This is a genomic window from Clostridium sp. CS1-1 (assembly GCF_056135525.1).
The window spans coordinates 3,346,247-3,366,377 of the sequence record NZ_CM148680.1; the positions used below are offsets into that span (position 1 = coordinate 3,346,247).

Below are 20,131 nucleotides of genomic sequence, written 5' to 3' on the forward strand. Positions count from 1 at the left end.
CACCTCCCTATTCCATAGCTATCCATGTATAATTAGCACTTGATACTTGTGGGGTAAATGAAAAGCCGTCACTTGTAAATCCATAGAATGTATTAGATGTTGTTAAATGTGATACTGCATTTAATGAATATCCGAAGCCTAGTGTTGTGACTGGATTATAACTAAAGTTATTATACATAATAACCGTATCTGAATTTGAAGCAGCACCATCTATTCTATATATAGCAACAACGCTAGGTGTAAATGGTATTCCTGTTACAGTATATTTTGTGGATGCAGTTGGGTTAGAAATATTTCCAGTTTTTATTTTTTTTACACTTGCACTTGATATAGCATTTATAACATCTATCCATGCACTAGCACTTGTTAAATTACTTCCTGTTTTAGTATTTAAAGCATTAGCAATATTAGTTTTAATTGTAGATTGATTTGTATCTGCATTATTTACTATATCTATTAATGCTTGTTTTTGTGTAGCTGATATTCCTCTATTCCGTAAGGTAAAAAAAGTCGCATCAGCTACCACCTCCACAAACCCTTTTTCTAATTGAGTAATTGCAGTGCCGCCAATATCTTGCAAAGGTTTTGAAGTTGTACCTCCATCTGTAGATATTGTTATAGCTCCACCTGTTAAATCAGCATCTAATTTGAAAAATAATCTATTGGTATTCGAAAGTTTGTTTATCCTAATTTGTGTACCCACTATATTAGGTACTTGATACATATAATCAGCCAAATGTTCATCTATCGTATTATTTAGATTTTCTAATGTAGTTCCATCATCTGTCTTTATATCAGATGCCTTTAATGTTATATTTCCTGTTTTACCATTCACACTTTTAACAGGTATACTTATACTGCTTATCTGATTCTGTAAAGTTGTTATGTCTTTCTTGGTAGCTAGTACAACCGATGGATCTATTTTTAAGGTTATAGATGCAGTATTAGAGACTTCTAAAATCATTTTTATATATAAATCTTTTGCACTTCCATCTGCTAATACTGGCTTGTATGTTTCCGGGTATTTTCCTATTGCTATCATGTTTCCGGTATCATCGTATACCGCTGCTTCTCTAATCATAAATCCTCCATCAGATGAAGGTATAACTACCTCTATCACTATCCAGTTAGGATTATCAGCATCTACATATATGGAACTGATATTGCCACTCCAAACCTGATTTTTTAATGCAGTTGCACTTGCTACAGGATTATAATAAGCTCCGCCCCCATCACCCACCTTAAATTGTGTTAGATTTAGTTTTGTTCCAAGGGCATAGGAATTTGCTATTTTAGCTTGGCCTACTGTTGTTAATATAGTATAAAAGCTTTCTGCCATTAGCTCGCCTCCTTTGGATATATAATTGTTGTTTCAACAAATCTATTACTAGACCCTAAATTTATTTTTCCTGTACTTATAGTTTCTGTAGGACTCCATGGATAAACTGTAATTTCTTCACCAGAATTCATACATCCACCAAAAAATAGTGTTCCATTTGTTGTTAAGAAAATATTTATTACTTCAAGCCAACTACGTTTATTTTTGTAGGCATTAATTAGTTGTTCTAATAACACATAGTCAGCTTCACTAGCTCCTCTATTGGTAGCTTCAACATTAACTTTAAAATAATAAGGATTGCCTCCATATTCAAACCACTCTGTAACCCAGGTACGTCCAAATACAACTTTTGAAGCTTCTTCTACTGCTGATGGAGTACCTTTTATTCTATGCCATCTTAAAGAGTTTTTAACTACTTGCCTTTTGATATTTAAATCTAAGGATGAGTTGTAAAAATCAACATGCATTTGATATGCTAATTCATCTATTGCAGCATCATCTAACTCATTTATCCTAGAATAAATCAACACACATTTTGCTTCTGAACCTAACTGCTGAAACTTTGGTGTAAGTGAAGTACATATAGCTTTAGTAGTTGGGTCTTGCTTCATCTCAGTAGTTTGCAACGCTAATAAATCTACATTCTGCAAATTCATTACTCTAAACCTCCATAAGTTACTGTAATCGTCCCAACTTTAGCTACTTCTGTTTCATCTAATGTTATGTTTGCTGGTGAATTAAGTTCAATTCTTCTTACTACTGTATAAGATTTTCCACCTGTCGTTGTATATGATGCTGAATTTTGAATCATATACTTCAGTTCATCTTGCTTTATTGATCTACCAAGTTTTAATTGCATCCAATTTATATAATCTCTTATAGCTCCAGTGCTACAATCTAAATTATCTCCTTCAATAGCCCTTCTATAGGTTAGTTCTTCAGAAGAATGTTCCTGGTCTAGATAGTAAGTAAGATTTATATCATAATTAACTATAGTAGGTGCTGCTACTTGTACATTATCAGTAAGTGGTCTTCTATCCTTTTGACTACATTGAGCAAGTACTTTGTCTAGTATATCTTGTGTAGGCAATACACCATTTTCCATTAATACTACTATTTTTACAACTCCCGGTGATGGTGATGTAGTTGAAACATCGGAGATATTTGCATTAGCTGATTTTGCAAAATATTGATATGCTCCCTCTGGTCCTGCTGTTGAAGTTGCTTCTGGTGCTTCTCTTATTCTTTCTCTATATCCACTCCATACATTTACTCCATCGTCATCTGCCTCTTCATCTGCACCCCCAGTACTAGTATCAATATTCACAACACTTGTAACATATGGAATAGGGTCTACTAGTGTTTTTATTTGTCCTGCTACAAAACTATTATATTTTTCTCCTGCCTCTGTAGCATAAGCTAAAACATCGATATATAGAGAACCTGCCGGAATCACGGCATCTTTAGAACATGCAAAATAAAAAGTACCATCTGGCGTTCCTCTTGTGCCTGATGGTACTGGTACATCTTGACTCTGTACAGCTGACAAAGTAAATCTAAAAGTTGTATGCGCCTTTGTTGCTGCAAGCCTAGGAGTATTCCACCACTCGCCTAATGCATCCAACTGATCTCCTTTAGCATATCTGAGTAAATTTTGCTTTGCAGTTTCATTTATATCATTTTTTAATCCTACTACAACCTGTGTTTCCTGTTCTAAGAAGATACGTCTTTCATCCCCAGGGTACAAGGTTTCTCCAAGGGTTGTTTCAAAACCATTTATCAATTCTGTATTTATTTTTTGTGCATCTACTTCAACAAAACTTATATCACTCATATATCCACCACCACCTTGAATTGCATATTGCCATTATCATCAATTCCAATAGGCTGTACCTCTGTAACTTCTGCCCTTGGTTCATATTCTCCAACTACCCTAAAGACTTCAGAAACATAAAGTGCTGATAATACATCTTTAGGCTTATCTAATATTTCTGGATTAATACCTTTTTTACGACTGTAAGCAACTTCATACATCCATGTACTTATAAGATTAATTACATTTTGTAATATTCTTTCATCACCTTTTGCTGCCCAATTAAGATTAACGGGATTTGAAGTATCAATTGTATATTGCATGTTATCACCTCTAGTCTTCTATTAAAGACTCATACTCTGAATCTGAAAATGCTTCAATGCTCTTACCTTTAGCTTTACTTCCTGAAGACTTACTCTTTGTAGTCTTCTCTTTCTTAGCACCAGGCCTTACATATTCCTCAAATTTAAGACCTAATTCCATAGATAATATGTTGCCTGTATTATCAAAATTAGTGTTGTTATCAGATACTCCTACAAGTAACCAATTATACTGACTTAGTGGTCTCCCTCCAAGTATAAATGGATATGCTATACCAGCACTCAATATTGTTTTCCAATCCTCCCATTCATTACGAGGGTTAACACCAAAAGCTATATCTAATTTTATTTTAAAACTCATATCATCTAATCCAGTGCCTTTATTATATGTTGAAGGCTTAGTTCCTTCTGCATCTTGCTTTTCTGTTTCTAGTGTTGAATTATATTGAAAATCATCAAAAGTATATATTCTGTCTGAAGTAACTTGAAATACTTTAGATGCAAATGTTGCTATTGCCATATCTCATCACCTTCTCTATATTTAGCTATTATTAATCCATCGCTGCTGTTATCTGAAAAGAAAGCTACAACAACATTATCCCCAACCTCTAAACCTCCTACGTGTGTAGCTAATTTAAGAAACGCAGATACTCTATTATCTCTCTCTTTAAATGTAACACGTGCTCTTATTGGCTCAATTTTTATGTCTGATACAATTCCTCTTAAAAGCATTAATACCCCTCCAAAGGTCTTCTACATCTTATAAAAGTTTTACCATCTATAAACCTATGAACTACCTGTTCACAAAAATATTTACCATCAGCAAGTCCTACACCATTTATATTAATATTGCTAGTTGCAGCAAGTGTGGTATCTAATTTTATTGTAAATTTACCTGTATTCTCATATTTATTTTTTAGCCTGAGTAAGTTTTTAGAATATCTATCTCCCTCAGCCTGTGATCCTAAATAGATATCATTATATTTCAACATTGCGCCGCTTGGACCATTACCCGACTTGAATATGGAAGTAGTATTATTACTAGTTATCTTACAAGCGCTATAAATACCCGTGGCTTTGCTTATGAATTTATAATATCCATCGAATTGGCTTATATCTATTGTCTTTACCGAAGTCAATTTTTCCATGTAGACTTCACTATATATATTTACTGTGTTGCTGGTAATCTTCAATAAATACCCCTCAAGTAAGCATCTCCATAGTAGAAAACTAAAGTCTGCTTGCTCGTATTGGTCAACTCTATCATATAGAAAATTTTCTACCCCATAAGTTTGAAATTTAAAGCCATATCTTGTAGTTAATTGAGTTGCAAATTCTAAGAATCTTACTGCCTCCCAAGGTTGAGTATGCTGCTCCTTAGCCTGTTGAGGAATAGGAAGGGCACGTATAATAAACATGCCCCTTTGTTGTTCCAATTCATCCACATACATGATTCCGCTTTTAAATCCATCTTGGATAACTTGCACTTTGTGGTTTTTCTCTGGCTTCCATTTGCTCCATAGCTTCTTAGGATCATCAAACCATATTTCTAAACTATCAAGCTCAGCTCCAGCATTATCTGTTAAATCTGCTTTGTGAATTTCAACATCCTTACTAATATCTACACCCTCATAAATCAAATACATAGAATCACCTCTTCCAAGGTGGCAAAACAACTGCTGCTTGCCTACTTATTATAGGTATTTTTAGATTGACTCCTGAGTCAAATGTTAGTATATCTGCATATTGAGGATTGGCCTGAATAATTATAGTAGACATAAATTCACTTTCATAAGCTCTTAATGCAAGCATATCAAATGTATCGCCTTGAGTTGTTGTATAATCTATATAACTATTAGCCATATTCCACCCTCTCCTTACCACTTAAGAATGTTTCCACTACTTCCTCTATAGCATTTTTTACTGCTTCCTTAATTCTTGAATCTATATCCTCTTTGCTACTTTTAGCCTCGTTAATTATTACATTAACATTTACATCAGGCATTTTAAAATTCTGTTGAGATTGAATCATCTGTGAGCCATTAATTTCTGAAAGACTGCCAGGGGTATATGTGTTTGTGTGTTCTTTGTTTAATGATGAAAGGCTTCCTGGTTTATATCCTTTATTTTGCACTCCAAGTATTTGAGCTGTCCTTCTAAGAAGTTCAAAACTTCTTGGGCTTCTATTTAGTGGAATAGCCATTTCTGGACCAGCTTCACCAAATATCGCAGGCTTTGTTGCAATACCTCCAAGTGCTTTTTTCTCCATAAGGGCTGTTGCTTTGTCTCTATCGGTTTTAGGATATGATGCTGATTGCTCAGAAAGAGTAGGTAACTTAAGTCCTGTTAACTTATTGAATTTCTCAACAAGTGAATCTATTTTTTTTACACACCAGTTAACACCCTCATCGAATACATTTCTGATAGCTGTCCATGTTTTTGATAAGCTAGCAGATACTGTGTCCCAATTTTTATATAAGGCAACGCCTGCAGTAATTGCAAGTCCTACTAATGTTATAATGACTCCAATTTGATTAGCTTTCATAGCATCATTGAAGACCAGTTGCGCTACAGTGGCTAACTTCATTCCATTTTGAAGATTAAACAACACTAGTCGACCATAAGTCCATGCCTTAGATAACGACTCTATTATTAAGCCAGCTTTCTCAGCTATAGCTAATCTTATTAAGTTACCCTCATATACTGCAACTGCTCCTGCGATACCCAGCACTATTGGTTCTATCAGCGACCAATGATCATTTATAAAATTATATAAATCAGTTGCACCTTTAGTTAGATCTGTTATAGTCCCGGTAACAGCTGGTACTCCTGTTTTAAATAGCCACTCTATTGTTGGTTCCGCGGTTTCAAAACCTCGACTTAATTTATCTCCAAGGTCTAGTGCAGCGCTTCCTAAGTTGTTAAGCAAGGGCTGATTGTCTTGTATAGTTTTAGATATACTTTTAAATACCCTGGAACCAACAGAATAAATCCGCATAAAGGGCGCAGTAACTTTGCTAGAAACTGAATTCAGCTTTCCAGATGAGATGCTTTTAATAAAATTATTTGTAACCTGAGCTACCTTTGTTAATGCTGGTAGTGCTTTAGTCATAACCTTTGCACTTAATTGCTCAAAATTTACCTTTAAAAGTCTAACTTGGTTAGCGAAACTTGCTTGAGTTCTTGCAAAATCTCCTTGTGCATCTTTAGATACATGCATTAAGTAACTATACCTTAAGGCAGTTTGCCCTGCTTGATCCATGTGTTGGTACGACTGTTTTAGTCCTTTACTTAACGCATATGCCTCTAAATTGGCTACACTCATGTTAATTCCAATTTGCTTTAGTGGTTCTGTCTCTCCAGATATCCCGGCCCGAATTTTTTCAAAAGCCTCTTCTGGATTTAGATTATGAAAACTAGCAAAATCACCTGCTAACCCTGTAAGTTTTTCAGACATTGTTACTAATCTATCTCCAGTAACTCCACTGCTTTTCATCATAGCCCCGAGTGTACCATTGAACTGCTTAGCCTGTAACTCAGATAGCCCAAAAGAATCTGTAGCCTTTTGTGACCACTCATTTATTTTGCTTGCACTCTGACCAAATGTAACATCAACAACGTTTTGCACTTCTGTTAAATTCGATGCAAGTTTTACGCCATTTTTTCCCGCTTCCATCATACCATAAGCTAATTTTGTTACTCCTGAGTATGCTAAGTTTCCTACAAATACACCTTTTGCTATAGTTCCAACTTTGCTCAGAGATGATGTTGACTTTTTAGTGTCTTGAGCAACCTTCTGACTCATTTTGGAAGCTTTCATCATAGCTGACTGGAGAGAAGGATCTACTTTACCAGCTAAGGTAATTAAGGCTCGTAATTCTTTACTACTTGCCATGTCCCCTCCCTCCCTCTTTTTCTAGCTTTTTACTTAAATCGCAAAGGTCGTTGTAGTATTCAATAAATTCACCTACTGGCATCCTCATATAAGGCGTATATGCCGTTTTGGTGAATAATCCTATCTCTATTGCTGCTCGTCTGAAGTCTCTTCTTCTCCATCCTCCGCAGCTAGTATAAAATTTCTTGCTAACTTTTTTGCTTTTACAGCATCAGTTCCAGAAAGTCTCATGTAATCAGATATATCATTTGAAGAATTAGCCTTTACTGCTGCTGCCGCAAATAAATAAGAGTGCCAAGTATAATTAAATTCCTCCATTTGTACTGATATTTGTTGTTTTTGCAGCATCCTTTTTTCAGCTGCACCCATATCATCTGGAGTTAAAGTTTCAAAGTCATAAGTAACTTCTTTTACTTCCTCACCATTTATTTTTATAGGGTTTTTTAATTTTAATATTTCTGCCATTTCTCTTTCCTCCTCAAATTAAAAGACAGCCCTTAATTAAGAGCTGCCCTGATTTTTTCCATATAATCTACTCCATTTACTTTGTAAATGAAGTTTACCTTATCTATTAACAATATTTCTTCTCCAGCAATTACAATTCTATAACGAAGTACCTCATATTCTATTGAGCCGTCCATTGTTCCATTAATCTCTACTTTTCCAGGATCATTTTTCTTAAATACTCCTGTTACAAAAATTTTTGTGCCCTCAGGAATCATTTCACCATTGTCTGTCTTAGTATCTTTTACAAATCTAAGTTCTATATTATGGACTCCTGGTGCTGCACAACTTAAGTTAGTTTTATTCATTGACCTCATACTTGCACTAAAGGTCATGGCATTTAACTGAGCACTGGAAGGCATATCTAATGTACCAAGTATTCCAGCGCCTTTAACTTCTGTAGTTCCATTTTCAATACTAGGAAGCTGGCAAGAAACCGTATCTTCTACCTCTGTTCCATTATCAAAGTATTTATGTGCTACTATTGCGCCACTTATCATGCTTGCTCACCTCCAAATAGTGCATCTATCCCTTTTGTAGTATACATTAATTTGGCATTGATAGATTTTCCTGGTGGTGTTGTAGTTGTGGCGATATCAAAATCAAAATCTCCCTCTACAATGTCACTTACAGGATTGCTTGTTTCATTAAATTGTACTTTTCCATATAGCAAAGCTCCACGACTAATAAAACCATCAAGTCGCTCTTGATAGTCGTTGAGTATTGTATCTATTCTCGACCTATTCATTGGTTTATCTACTTGCATTCCATACCTCTGTTGAAAATCATTCAGCATGTAGTATAGCATTCTAACATTACAATCGAATTTGTCTCTTGGGTCCATGTCTTTACCATCTTCATATTCACCTGTATGTGGTCCCCAAAGTACCCATCTTCCACCCCAATATGTTGCAGTTTTAATACCTTTAGAGTTTAAATCATTCGCTTGAAGCTGATCAAATTCTATTGTCTTTCCATCAGCTAGACATAACCCTGTAATATCTATTGGTTTGTTTGATGGTGTTTCATATGGAATGTTATCATTTGCAAAATCTACTTGCTGCATTGTAACTGTCGTTAACGTAGACAAGTGAAATTTTCTATCTACATTCTTAGCCATTGGCCAACATGGAGTTTCACCGGCTCCAATATATGCTTTTTCAGATTTCCATGTTTTTGCCTTTTCTATAGTATCTGCATTAGTGTCTGCAACTAAATTACTGTTTACCCAAGCATACCAATGTCCATTTATTTTTTGTTGTGCTGCTTTAAGAGCTGCATCAACTTCTTGCATGTGACTCCACCCTGGAGCATCTAGAATTGTAGGTACCGCATTATACCTTTGATATACTAAGTCAACAACAGATATACCTGTTCTAACTCCTGAAGTATCTACACCTCCGATTACTTCAGCTTTAGTTACTTTCGTTAAGTCAACCTCATTATATTTAATTGCTATTTCTCCAGTTAAATCTCCTGCTAAGTCTTTTACTAAAACTTTTGAACCATCTGCAGTATATGCAACTGAAAAATCAGTTCCTAGTACTTTATCGGTAATACTTATAGTCTTTAAAATAACTTTGTCACTGTTTATATAGTATTGTTTATTAGTGAATGTAGCTGTATCTGTCTTTTCTGCACTCTTCATAGTATCTGGATCAAGCACATTTACAAGAATTATAGGACCAATTGCTTGTATTTGATTCTTAAAATGTGCATATATAGGTTCACATAAATCGAAGTCTTTCCAGTTGCTATCATTGTAACCTACTTTAGTTACTGCATCTGGATAAGTCTGTACTAAAATAGGCTTATTTACCTTTCCACTGTAATCTAATAACTGATGCACTGGCGCAATTCCAAAATACACTGGAAGAGTACTTATACCTTTTGCCGCCACTAAGTCCTGTGTAGGCATTAAATCACCATAGGCTCCATGTCTGTACATTAAAACACCTCTCTATTATAAATATTGTTCATATACACTAGGAATATATTTTCCTGGCTCTGTTCTTGCTCTAAAAGTAATCCACCCATACCAGTAAGGATGAGGTGGATCTTGATACATACCCCATTTCAAGGGAAGCTCAACCGTTGTTTTTTCTTCTATAATTCTTCTAGTCCTCAGTTCATGTTTAACTTTCTCTATAAAATTCAATAAATCTCTATAACCCTCAAAGTTAGGAGTTATGTTTCCTGCCTCATCTTTATAGCCTGGATTCCATACAACAAATGTTAGCCTTATGTTTAGTCCTGCATCTATTCCATTGTCCTCACCATCATCGTGTCCAACAATTATACAAGGCATAACAACAGCTAAACCTTCTGGAATCATCCCATTAGGAGGAATCCAACCAATATGGACTGCAGGATTTACTAAGTTATAGTCTAAAACATTTTTATCATTAGGCTTTTTGAGTTTTACTTGAGATGTTACATTCTCTTGGAGAAATTTTTGTAATGCTTCTAATAAAATAATATCAGTCATTACTTACCACCTATCCTATTGCTCATCGAAGTCATTTGCCTTATAATTTCATGTTCAAGTCTTTCTTCAAACTTTTGGGCCACAGCATCTTGAATTTGTGAGCCAACATTTTCATTTGTTATCATCTGTGGAATTGATAATGTTCTTATTGGTGCAATAGGCAGTCTCGATTTACCAAGTCTTTTAAATACATTATAAGGTGTTTTATCTTCAGACTTTGCACCAGTTGTAGCCACAAAACCTACCTTAGATAATACTTTTCCTTTTGATTTTTTGATAGTAACCATAACTGCATTTTGAAAAACACTCTTTCCACCTCTTTTTGGTGTTTTAGGCGTATATGGAAAGTGGGCAAAACTTAATGTGTGTCCTACCGATGTTATACTAGCTGACAAATCAGTTTTTGATGGTTTCTTTATTCCGCCTTTAAATGTTTCTTTAACTTCAGAGGATTTTACAGCATAAGCCTTTGTTACGAACTGAGCTGCCTTGGTTATCGCATGATCTATGGTTCTATTTATTGCTAATCGAGTGGCTTCCCCCACTTCTTTCTCAAATCCTTTAAGCTCCATACATAATCTATCAATTTGTTTTGTATCAACAGATATATTATTCGCCACTCTACTCACCTCGATTTTGATGAAGTATTATTTCATACATTCCATTGTCTTCTCTAGCACTAAAAACATACATCATACGCCCATCAAATATCTGCTGTGCATTCTCCTCTGGTAGTTCCCCAAAATCTAAAGCGTTAACAAAGTATAGTACCTCGCCAACGCTTATTCCATCAAACTCTTTTTTTGAACGTTCTATTAATCTATCATTATCTATGATAGCCTTTAATGTACGATTACCTATTTGGTGATACTCTGCAAACTCATCATCATTGAAAAAAGTTTCGAGGTCTTTTTCAACAAAATCTTTGAATACCAATTATTTCACCTTGCTTGTTTTAATGTATTCGTCAGGATTAAGAACCAAGCTATTAGGATCTATTGTCTCAGTTTCACTATTTTCATTTTTTGAAGCTATATCCTCAACATTTTTTTTAACTTCTTCGGTACTATCCTCAACGTTTTCCACTTCTGAGCCTTTAACTGCATATTCCACAATTCCATCAGCAACAAGAATGGACTCTTCTTCCTTAGAGAGTCCATCTATAATATCACCAACTTCATAAGCTTTTTTCCCATCAAACACTTTATTTTTCGTAACTCTAACGGTCATTTCGTTCACCTATCCTTTCTTAATAAACAACAGCAACATACCAGTCATCAACATCTTCTGGAACTGGTAATGGTCTAGAAGTAATTTTTATCATCTTGACTTCATTTTCTTCATCAGCCCATTGTTTTGGAACTCTTTCACCTTCATAAGTATAAAACTCACCTTTTTCCATCTGAGTAACAGCTCCATAGATTCTCTTTGCCATACCTGGTCTTCCAAGTATTAGAGTTTTAGTTGGCATCATTGGCTGCTCAACACCAGCATCATCTACATACCACTCATCATAAGTATATAAATCAAGGCCTAAAGATACAATTCTACCTATGAATGTTACCGCCTCATTTACAATTGTAGGTGTAATATCTCCAACTTTAATTTTATTTTTATCGAACATAGCCTGTACATTTGCATCACCTATAAATAAGTCTGCTACATCAGAAGCCATTATGCACACTGTCGGTGCTTTACCTGTCTTTTTAATAACCGAGAGTCTCCATCTCTTAAGGTCTGCAAGTTTATTTGATGTCGCTTGATCCCACTTAGCAGTGCTAATTAATGTTTCTTTGTTAGTAAAATTGTAATCAACTTCTTGGTCTATAGTATTGCTGTCTTTATCATCAACAAATCCTTTCATAACGCACTTACCATTTATAATAATCTCACGGCACATCCATTCTTCTCTTCTTGAAATTGTTTCATCAAGTTCAGAAAGGTCTGTTCCAAGAAGTGCAGCTGCTCTTTCCTCTGGAGTTCTTGTACTATAAACATTCTCTCCCATAGCTCTAGTTGAGATGTCATCTTTAGTTAAAACTCTCTGTGGAGCTATCTTAGGGGGAGTATAGCTTCTAGTAGTAAAGCCCTGTCTATCCATTGTAATCCCGCCAACTCTAGGTGCAACAAATGGGGCCATTTTTCTTTTACCTTTTCTAAAATCAACATCTATAGCCTCTGTTGGGTATGTTTCTACCCTGTTAAAAAATGTATCCATGAAAAATGTATTAACTGGTAGCATCTTATCAACAGCTGCCATCATAGTTCTAGTTGAATAAATATTAAATGCCATTATCAATCAATCCTCCTCTTAATATGCAATGTTATCTTTAAGTAATATTCCGTAAATTCTAAGGTTGTCCTCATGGTCTGCAACAGTATTTCCTGCTGCAAATATTAATGCATCTCGATTAAATTGCCCAGATTGATAGCATTGCGCAACTACATCACCTGTAGTTGTATCTATTGTATCTGCTAGAATAAATTTCGCAATTTGTGAACCATCAACTGAAGCCTTTGCAACAAGTTTTCCTTTCCCTCCAGTAGTTATAATTCCCAAGACGCTTCCTCTGGCTAGCACACCCTGACCCGTTAGGACTGTTACAGCTTTCAAACTCATATCTACTTCACTACCAGCAATTAAGTTATCTGGTGTTGATGTTCCTATTACATTGTAATTCTCTTGCATTATTTACCCCTCCTTCTATTTGCCCCAGCTGAAATCATATCTATGGCTTTATTTTCTGTTGCTATCTTTTCTTCTTCCTTTTGAGCTTCTAATGGAGCTGCTTCAATTTCTTTAGTTCCGGATGCTGCAGCATCATCCTTAAGATTTTCTAAATATACTTTTCCTTTTCCATCGTCAGCCTGCATTGCTTGAAAAGCCAAGTCCTTTGCATCAATCGGCTCTTCGAACTTTGCTTTGTTAACTAAAGCTGGATCAATCCTATTAGCTATTTTTTCTATGTCTTGTATCCTACTCCTTTCATTTTTTATAGCTTCTGCCACTGCTTCATCTACTGCAGTTTTTTCAACTTGATTTACAAGGTCCGGATAATTTTTCTTAAGGTCTTCTACATTTTTAATTTCCATTTCTTCTGTTACCTCCTGCTTACTTTCTGTTTGATTTGTTTTGGGTAGATTATTTTCAAGAATATTACTTACTAGTCCTTCTAGCTGTTTGTCACTCTTGAAAATATTTAAAATTTTATCCAAAAAAGAAAATGAATTAGATTCATTAGTATCCAATTCATTCTTTATATTTGGTCTAGTCTTAATATTTGATAAGTCATGACTTAAGCCATTAACAATCAAAATATTTCCGTTCAATACAGGTTTTTGATTTTGAGTCTTCGAATCAGATTCAAGTTTATCAGCAAAACCTTCCCTAACAGCATCTTCTCCTGTCATCCATGTCTCTTCATCCATCAGTTTGGATATTACTGCCTTGTCTTTCCCAGTCTTTTCTGCATATGCATTTACAATTCCATCTTTAATAACACTTAACACTCCAACCATTTTTGAAAAATCCTTTGCTTCACCACTTGCGGAAGCTGCTGGGTTGTGAATCATTATATAATCCGAAGGATGAACTATTATTTCATCAGCACCTGTCGCAATTACAGAAGCTGCTGATGCTGCTAACCCTTCAATTCTTGCGGTAACATATGCCTTATGATCCTTAAGCATTGCTCTTATAGCATGGCCAGTGAAAACATCACCACCACCTGAATTAATTTTTACAGTTAAATTTGAAATATCTCCAAGATTTTTTAAAGATTGAGCGAATTTTTTTGAAGAAACTGAGTCACCAAACCAAGACTCACCGATATCTCCGTATATTGTCAGTTCTCCTTCAGAATTTGATATGTTTTTAAAATTCCAAAACTGTTTATTCATTGTTATTACCTCCTTTCGGGTCTGATTGTATTACTTGTACTGGCAGTTGAGCTTCACTCAATAATTGATTTTCTCTCTTTATTTGAATGATGTTTTCATCCCAGTTACCACCAGTAAGTTCGATTGTTTCTTTCTCTCTAGTTGAATATCCCTCTGCAACTCTTAAATTAGCTGCAGTAACCTCTTTTACTGGGTCAATTTGTCCTGGTGCAGGACCATTCCAATTTGCTTTGCACCATGCTTTTTTAACAGATGGGTCATTAAAGTATCCTGGTGCTTTAATTCTTCCAAGTGCTACTGCCTCTGATAAAAACAATTCATAAACAGGTTGGCAAAAATCATTTGCAAACCATGTTCTTCTCATTTTAAAAGCTTTCCAGGCTTCAAGTAACGCCGCTCTACTAGCTGAATATGAAGCAGTAAATGATTTAATAAGCAATTCAATTGGTATTTCAAGTGCCGCCCCTATATGTTTTGACATTGCTGTTACAAATGGATCAAACCCAGAGGATGGTCTTGTTGGATCCCCAAAAACAACATCTTCATTTGGCCCTAATACATTAATTGTTCCAGCTCCCAACTCGTAAGAATTTGCATCAGTCTCAATTTGTTCCTCTGCAGGTATTATACTTGCAATTGGCATCTCATTTTTAGGAGTTTCCACTTTTATAAATGCAGTAAAAAAAGACTGCACTACTGCAGCCATCAATTCGGCTTCTGTATATCTTGTTATCTGTTTCAGTGTTTCTATAACAGGTGCTAAATAAGGAACTCCTCTATACTGTTCACACCTTTCAGATTCCATTAAGTGTAAGATATTCGGTTCTCCAGTTAGTGCTCCATAAGCCTCAACACGTTGCCACTTTTTCGTTTCGCTTTGCATATTACTATTTGGGTATTTATTGCAAATATAATAAGCAACCACAGCACCATCACTGTCAATTTCAACGCCATTATAAATACGGTTACCGTTTGAAGCTTTTGAAGCTGTTTGTTGAGCATCAATTGGCATGGTCGTATTAGGATTACATACTCTATCACCCTCAATTAAATGCAACCTTAAAGAATAAGGCATCCAAGCTGTCGGTTCAACGCGCTTAATAATCGAAAATCCATCCCCATTGACTAACCATGACATTAATGCCAACTGTTGAATTTCATAAAAATTATTTAATCTTTGGGTATCACACCATATCGATTCAGACCAAAGTTCAAATTCTCTTTCGGTATCTTTTTCCCATTTCTCGGCCTGTTCTTTTGTAATCCCTAAAAATTCATAGTCGATTTTGCATTTTAACTTTAATCCTGAACCAACTACATTAGTTCTTTGAGTTTTTATTGCAGATGTAGCTATCGGCGCTGACATATATAGACTTCTTGACCTTTGTCTTAACAAATCAAGATTAAAGTCAATATCTTCTTGAGGACTCTTACTACTTGAATCCCATCCTTTTAAAGATTTTTTTCTTCTGCTGGCACCACTCTCTGAGTACCCTGAGTTAGAAAATGTTCTCATGATACTAGATTGAGCTCTTGCAATTTCTATTTGTGCCTTTGCCTGTTCTATTCTTGCTTGAGCTTCCATTTGCCTGGCTTTTGATTCTGCGCTAATTGCTCTTTGTTTCGAATTCAAGTACTTCCCTCCTTCCTATAAATCTCTTGGAGTAATCCTATATGCCCTTCTACGTCCTTTTCCTTCAGACATTGATGTAAGCTCCTCAACTTGTTTCTCTAAGTTATCGATTTGGGTCCTAACCCACGCTAGATTTGCCCTTGTAAGAGATCTAGTTCCAATACTATATGATTGGCCCGATAGTATAGCTAATTCAGCATCATAATAAGCCGAAAGCCTTTCTTTCGCCTTTAATAATCTTTCATTGTTCATTACCTCACCCACTTTAATAAGTATCACTTCTCTTAATCACACCTCGACGCTTTTGAGGTTTTGCTACGTTTATTGGTTTTTTATCACTTATAACAATTTCACTAAATCTTTTTTCCAACTCTTCATAATTAGGTTTAAGAATTTCTTTAGCTGCTAGTGCATAATTTCTAGTATCTAGTGCTTCATTTCTTCCACCATCACTTATTTTTTTCCACACATAGCGTTTTACACCTTTAACCACTTGAAGCTCTTGCTTTTCAGAAAGAAGGCAGTGAAAATAGTTTTTATTATATCCTTTATTTTCATTTGAGGGAAAATGACAAAAACGTGGACCCTCATCTTTAACTTTAAGAGCTGACATTATAGTGGTTTTACCATCATCAACACCAAGAAGCACTAAAAGTGTATGTCCTTTTGTATTCCTTGTAAGCTTATCTATCAACGGTATACCAGCTCCACCACGGCCCTTTACTGCAAATATTCTTCTATGTTCATTTTTCTTGCAATATTCATAAACCTTTGATGTAAAATGTCCTCCTGAATCAATGAAAGTACAGTATATTTTAAGCCCTAATCCATTCTCAAATTTATAGATTTTATTAAGTTTATCATCTAGCATTTTCCATGTACTATCATCGTCCGGTTTTCCTATAATTACACCATACTCAATCCCCCAGGATTCATCTTCCTTACCCCATCCGACAACTTCATATTCAAGTCTATCGTCCTGAGTATCAACTCCGCAGGTAAGCAATAGAACTCCTTCTGGTAAGTCTGCTGTATACTCTTCTCTTCTACTAAGGAAATGTTCTTCATCCTCATTAGTCAATTTTTCTTTGTAAGGAAGACCAAATAAAGTATTTTCTACAACTTTTAGCTTTTCAGGGTCTTTTTTAGCTTGAAGTTTTTCTTGGATTATTGCTTCCCAAGTATAAAATGGAGAATAAAAAGCGTTCAGATGAAAGCTTCTAGTACCTCTAATATGGGGAGCTTCTGCAATCCATTCTCCGGGTTGCCTTTTCCAAGTCTGCTCTGTATTAATACAGCCACAGTTTGGACATGTAAATGTAATTTCTGATACTTCAACAACTTCAGGTGCAATCCATTTGTGTTTAAATTTCATCCCATAGTAGTTTAAGAACACATAGTCTCCACAATCAGGGCATTTCAAGCAATACTTCTCCCTAGTACCTTTATTGTATTCATCTTCAATTCTAGAAGCCCCCTGAACAGTAGGAGTTGAAACGTAAATTTTTTTACGATTCCAATACGTAATGGATCTCTTTTCTGCTAAAGCAATTGGATCTCCTTCAGTACCGGCACTTACAGGGAAACGGTCAATTTCATCACATAACAAAACTCTCATTGGTCTGGATGCTAAGTCACTTGGAGAATTTGCACCAACAACAACTATTAATCCACCAGGGAATTTTTTATGCAGTGTACTGTTCTCTCCATCTCTTGCTTTAGGATCAGCAACCCTTTCAGCAAGCTCTGGAGTATCTCTTATCATTGGTGCAAGTCTATCTTTAGACCAATCCTTCGCTATTGGGTCTTTGTTAGGTACAACTACCATAATAGTTGATGGATCTTGATGTATGTAATAACCAGCAATATTCAATTCAATTGCAGTTTTACCAAGCTGAGCACTCCACATCATTATAACTTTTTCAATTTCTGGGTCATTTACTGCATCCATAACTTCGCGCTGATATGCTGCTCTTTCTGTTCTCCATCTTCCAGGCTCTGCAGAGTCTTCAGCTGAGAGTATTCGATATTGATCTGCCCACTGACTTATGGTTAACCTTGGTGGAGGAGCCCAGGCTTTGTTGATTTTTTCAAAAAGCTTAAGAGTGTTCTTCCTACTCATTTTCCTCTTCACTTTCGTCCACCAATACAGATTTATTACTAAATAGCTCAGGATTATAATTTGCAAGCTCCTCAAGCGTCTCCTCAACAGCTTTTTGTAATATACTCTGTATTCTTGGAATATCTGTATACCCAATAACCATAGGGGCTGCCTTTGCTGGAATACCAAGAAGCTTGGTCTTTGCATTAGTAATCATATCGACCATTACATTCTCAACATCTTGTGCTCTATGCAGTTCACCTTTCATTACTTTAAACTGAAGATCTGCCTTTTCTCTTTTAACTTTTTCATGTAAAGCTCGTTCATTTTCATAGTCAACTTTTGCACCTTGCTTATTAGAATCCACTTCCGTTTTTTGACGTAAATAATTACAATATTGCTGTATTGTTTTTACAAGCTCATACTTGCCTCTTGACTTAGAATTTATTACACCTTCTTGAACTAGTTGACGTACTCTCCTATCTGTAATTCCAAGGATTGTTGCAAGTGTAATACTATTTACAATTGTAATATCTAAATCTTGATTCTTCGGCATATACAACCACCCTCTTCATAACATTTTTATAATTTAAAATAGGAAGGAAGTGCCCTATATTTTTTCGGTCACACTAGATGAAATCCGGGGTTCGCAAGCACCGTAGCATCCTTTAAACCCTTGGAAGAACCTACTCCTTCAATTCGACATTTATTGACATAACTATACAATTGACACACTACATTGATGATACATTATCTCTTCTCAACTACTTGTTTATCTTTCTTTTTATCTAATAAACCTTTAAGTGTTACTAGCATCTTGTATCCCTTTGTCATACCAATACTTATCTGTTGCACTTACTTCTCCTCCACAGTTAGTACACCTATATCTTTTATCAAACTTCTTATCTGTGTTGCATCTATAGAGAAGTCATGTCTGCTGCAACTATCTAATTTCTTATGGTTTTCTTTTATTTGAATCATTAATTCGTTTGGATCTATCTTCAACTTATCACCTCACTTGCTGCTAATTACTTTGTTTATTTTTGAAATGAGAAAAGAGCCCATGTGAGCTCTTTATTATTCTTATTCGTATTTTTTTATAATGTCTTCCTCTTTGTTTACTTCATCCATTAACTCTTTAATAATATCATCCTGGAGCGTATTGCAACATAGTAGCCCATTGATAGCATCCTCAAAGTCACCATATTCTAAATACTTGTTTAACCATATTTTCTCTACATTTTCTGTATTATACATACTTATCTTGCAAACAAATTTGCTTTCAATATCGTATACATAGAGATTGTTTTCATTTTTGTCATAACCTAATATTGGACCTCTAGTAGATAAGTATTTATATTTTGGATGTCTGAAATAGTATCGCTTACTATTTAAAAATTCTACAACTTCGCTCAATTTTTCTAAGTGTGTTCTAAATAGTTTAACTTTTCTTTCATTGATTTTATTTATAGTTGTTGTAAGTTCATTGATTTGGATTTGCTTTTCTTGTAGCTTATTTTTAACATCTTCGTTCATATTTGCGCCACCTCCCTTCCACATAATAACTTCTGTGTTAAAAGGAGGATTCCTTCTTTTGTCGAATTATATTCCTAACCATAATTGAATTAATACTATTGCTAACCCACCAATTAGTAGTAATGCTATTGCTGATTTATACTTGCTTTTAATAAATAAAAGTGAGGATAAAGTAAGTATAGTTAAATCAGCTCGACTCATGCTTTTCACAAACCAATATACTAATATGTTTTTCACCTTACTCTCCTTATAGCTCTACCTACTCTTTTGTAACTATCATGCTGCATCATCTTTTTAAAATCTACACATTCACTATCTTCTTTAAATTGCTTTAATTCTTCTATATATTTTTTATCTGAACTTATCCTTAATAAACTTTCTACTAACTTTGGATTTCTAGGAAGTTCTTTTCTGATAGCCAAATCTATAAGTAATCTTCCTTTTTCAATAGAATTGATATGTGTATGTGCTTCCTTGAAAGGTTTATTTATGTTTATTACTAAATAATCTTTGCCTACTGGAATTATTACATATTCATCTTTCTTATAGAGTTGATTCACTATCTTCACTTCCTTTTTCAAAATAAAAAAGCACCAGTATTT

Annotated in this window: 27 protein-coding genes; all 27 read right to left on the reverse strand. The window is 35.0% G+C overall.

Annotated features, from left to right (window positions below; translation table 11 throughout):
* Positions 1–7: 7 nt before the first annotated feature.
* The 27 genes from AC0N0V_RS15610 to AC0N0V_RS15740 all read right to left on the reverse strand — a co-directional run bounded on the left by AC0N0V_RS15610 (position 8) and on the right by AC0N0V_RS15740 (position 20,110).
* A complete protein-coding gene (locus AC0N0V_RS15610) occupies positions 8–1,339 on the reverse strand; it encodes a phage tail protein (protein WP_474459017.1) in 1,332 nt (443 codons plus the stop codon).
* Positions 1,339–1,995 (reverse strand): phage tail protein I, encoded by a 657-nt coding sequence (locus AC0N0V_RS15615; protein ID WP_474459019.1) that lies wholly within the window; start codon positions 1,993–1,995, stop codon positions 1,339–1,341. Before AC0N0V_RS15615 ends, AC0N0V_RS15610 begins: the two co-directional genes overlap by 1 nt.
* Complete coding sequence (locus AC0N0V_RS15620; protein WP_474459021.1) at positions 1,995–3,173, reverse strand: baseplate assembly protein; 1,179 nt, start codon at positions 3,171–3,173, stop codon at positions 1,995–1,997. The genes AC0N0V_RS15615 and AC0N0V_RS15620 overlap by 1 nt, the downstream gene beginning before the upstream one ends.
* A complete protein-coding gene (locus AC0N0V_RS15625) occupies positions 3,170–3,475 on the reverse strand; it encodes a hypothetical protein (protein WP_474459023.1) in 306 nt (101 codons plus the stop codon). Before AC0N0V_RS15625 ends, AC0N0V_RS15620 begins: the two co-directional genes overlap by 4 nt.
* A 10-nt stretch (positions 3,476–3,485) precedes the next feature.
* Positions 3,486–3,992 carry a phage tail protein gene (locus AC0N0V_RS15630; RefSeq protein ID WP_474459024.1) on the reverse strand — a complete coding sequence of 169 codons (507 nt, stop codon included), beginning with the start codon at positions 3,990–3,992 and terminating at the stop codon, positions 3,486–3,488.
* Complete coding sequence (locus AC0N0V_RS15635; RefSeq protein WP_474459026.1) at positions 3,983–4,204, reverse strand: hypothetical protein; 222 nt, start codon at positions 4,202–4,204, stop codon at positions 3,983–3,985. The genes AC0N0V_RS15630 and AC0N0V_RS15635 overlap by 10 nt, the downstream gene beginning before the upstream one ends.
* On the reverse strand, positions 4,204–5,118 hold the full coding sequence (locus tag AC0N0V_RS15640; RefSeq protein ID WP_474459028.1) for a phage late control D family protein: 915 nt from the start codon (positions 5,116–5,118) through the stop codon (positions 4,204–4,206). Before AC0N0V_RS15640 ends, AC0N0V_RS15635 begins: the two co-directional genes overlap by 1 nt.
* Before the next feature lie 4 nt (positions 5,119–5,122).
* Positions 5,123–5,335, reverse strand: a complete 213-nt coding sequence (locus AC0N0V_RS15645; protein ID WP_474459030.1) for a tail protein X — start codon at positions 5,333–5,335, stop codon at positions 5,123–5,125.
* Complete coding sequence (locus AC0N0V_RS15650; RefSeq protein ID WP_474459032.1) at positions 5,328–7,367, reverse strand: phage tail tape measure protein; 2,040 nt, start codon at positions 7,365–7,367, stop codon at positions 5,328–5,330. Before AC0N0V_RS15650 ends, AC0N0V_RS15645 begins: the two co-directional genes overlap by 8 nt.
* Before the next feature lie 126 nt (positions 7,368–7,493).
* The gene (locus tag AC0N0V_RS15655; protein WP_474459034.1) at positions 7,494–7,832 is read right to left on the reverse strand and encodes a hypothetical protein; all 339 of its coding nucleotides are present in this window, start codon (positions 7,830–7,832) and stop codon (positions 7,494–7,496) included.
* Positions 7,833–7,864: 32 nt separating this feature from the next.
* Positions 7,865–8,371, reverse strand: a complete 507-nt coding sequence (locus AC0N0V_RS15660) for a phage major tail tube protein (RefSeq protein WP_474459036.1) — start codon at positions 8,369–8,371, stop codon at positions 7,865–7,867.
* Entirely contained in the window at positions 8,368–9,819 is a 1,452-nt protein-coding gene (locus AC0N0V_RS15665) for a phage tail sheath protein (protein ID WP_474459038.1), read from the reverse strand. The genes AC0N0V_RS15660 and AC0N0V_RS15665 overlap by 4 nt, the downstream gene beginning before the upstream one ends.
* Positions 9,820–9,834: 15 nt before the next feature.
* Positions 9,835–10,359: a hypothetical protein gene (locus AC0N0V_RS15670; protein ID WP_474459040.1), complete on the reverse strand. Its 525-nt coding sequence runs from the start codon at positions 10,357–10,359 to the stop codon at positions 9,835–9,837.
* The gene (locus tag AC0N0V_RS15675; RefSeq protein WP_474459042.1) at positions 10,359–10,979 is read right to left on the reverse strand and encodes a phage tail protein; all 621 of its coding nucleotides are present in this window, start codon (positions 10,977–10,979) and stop codon (positions 10,359–10,361) included. Before AC0N0V_RS15675 ends, AC0N0V_RS15670 begins: the two co-directional genes overlap by 1 nt.
* A 1-nt stretch (position 10,980) precedes the next feature.
* Complete coding sequence (locus AC0N0V_RS15680) at positions 10,981–11,295, reverse strand: hypothetical protein (RefSeq protein WP_474459044.1); 315 nt, start codon at positions 11,293–11,295, stop codon at positions 10,981–10,983.
* Positions 11,296–11,589, reverse strand: coding sequence for a hypothetical protein (locus AC0N0V_RS15685; RefSeq protein WP_474459046.1), 294 nt, complete (start codon positions 11,587–11,589; stop codon positions 11,296–11,298).
* 19 nt (positions 11,590–11,608) lie between these two features.
* Positions 11,609–12,652, reverse strand: coding sequence for a major capsid protein (locus AC0N0V_RS15690; RefSeq protein ID WP_474459048.1), 1,044 nt, complete (start codon positions 12,650–12,652; stop codon positions 11,609–11,611).
* Positions 12,653–12,670: 18 nt separating this feature from the next.
* On the reverse strand, positions 12,671–13,048 hold the full coding sequence (locus AC0N0V_RS15695; protein ID WP_474459050.1) for a head decoration protein: 378 nt from the start codon (positions 13,046–13,048) through the stop codon (positions 12,671–12,673).
* Complete coding sequence (locus AC0N0V_RS15700; RefSeq protein ID WP_474459052.1) at positions 13,048–14,259, reverse strand: head maturation protease, ClpP-related; 1,212 nt, start codon at positions 14,257–14,259, stop codon at positions 13,048–13,050. Before AC0N0V_RS15700 ends, AC0N0V_RS15695 begins: the two co-directional genes overlap by 1 nt.
* Positions 14,252–15,892, reverse strand: coding sequence for a phage portal protein (locus tag AC0N0V_RS15705; protein ID WP_474459054.1), 1,641 nt, complete (start codon positions 15,890–15,892; stop codon positions 14,252–14,254). The genes AC0N0V_RS15700 and AC0N0V_RS15705 overlap by 8 nt, the downstream gene beginning before the upstream one ends.
* Positions 15,893–15,907: 15 nt before the next feature.
* Complete coding sequence (locus tag AC0N0V_RS15710; protein WP_474459056.1) at positions 15,908–16,144, reverse strand: DUF6148 family protein; 237 nt, start codon at positions 16,142–16,144, stop codon at positions 15,908–15,910.
* Positions 16,145–16,157: 13 nt separating this feature from the next.
* On the reverse strand, positions 16,158–18,026 hold the full coding sequence (locus AC0N0V_RS15715) for a phage terminase large subunit family protein (protein ID WP_474459058.1): 1,869 nt from the start codon (positions 18,024–18,026) through the stop codon (positions 16,158–16,160).
* Entirely contained in the window at positions 18,007–18,549 is a 543-nt protein-coding gene (locus tag AC0N0V_RS15720; protein ID WP_474459060.1) for a hypothetical protein, read from the reverse strand. Before AC0N0V_RS15720 ends, AC0N0V_RS15715 begins: the two co-directional genes overlap by 20 nt.
* 299 nt (positions 18,550–18,848) lie before the next feature.
* Complete coding sequence (locus AC0N0V_RS15725) at positions 18,849–18,998, reverse strand: hypothetical protein (protein WP_474459062.1); 150 nt, start codon at positions 18,996–18,998, stop codon at positions 18,849–18,851.
* 78 nt (positions 18,999–19,076) lie between these two features.
* Positions 19,077–19,529, reverse strand: a complete 453-nt coding sequence (locus AC0N0V_RS15730) for a hypothetical protein (protein ID WP_474459064.1) — start codon at positions 19,527–19,529, stop codon at positions 19,077–19,079.
* 66 nt (positions 19,530–19,595) lie between these two features.
* Positions 19,596–19,766 (reverse strand): hypothetical protein, encoded by a 171-nt coding sequence (locus AC0N0V_RS15735; RefSeq protein ID WP_474459066.1) that lies wholly within the window; start codon positions 19,764–19,766, stop codon positions 19,596–19,598.
* A complete protein-coding gene (locus AC0N0V_RS15740) occupies positions 19,763–20,110 on the reverse strand; it encodes a hypothetical protein (RefSeq protein ID WP_474459068.1) in 348 nt (115 codons plus the stop codon). Before AC0N0V_RS15740 ends, AC0N0V_RS15735 begins: the two co-directional genes overlap by 4 nt.
* Between the last annotated feature and the right edge of the window lie 21 nt (positions 20,111–20,131).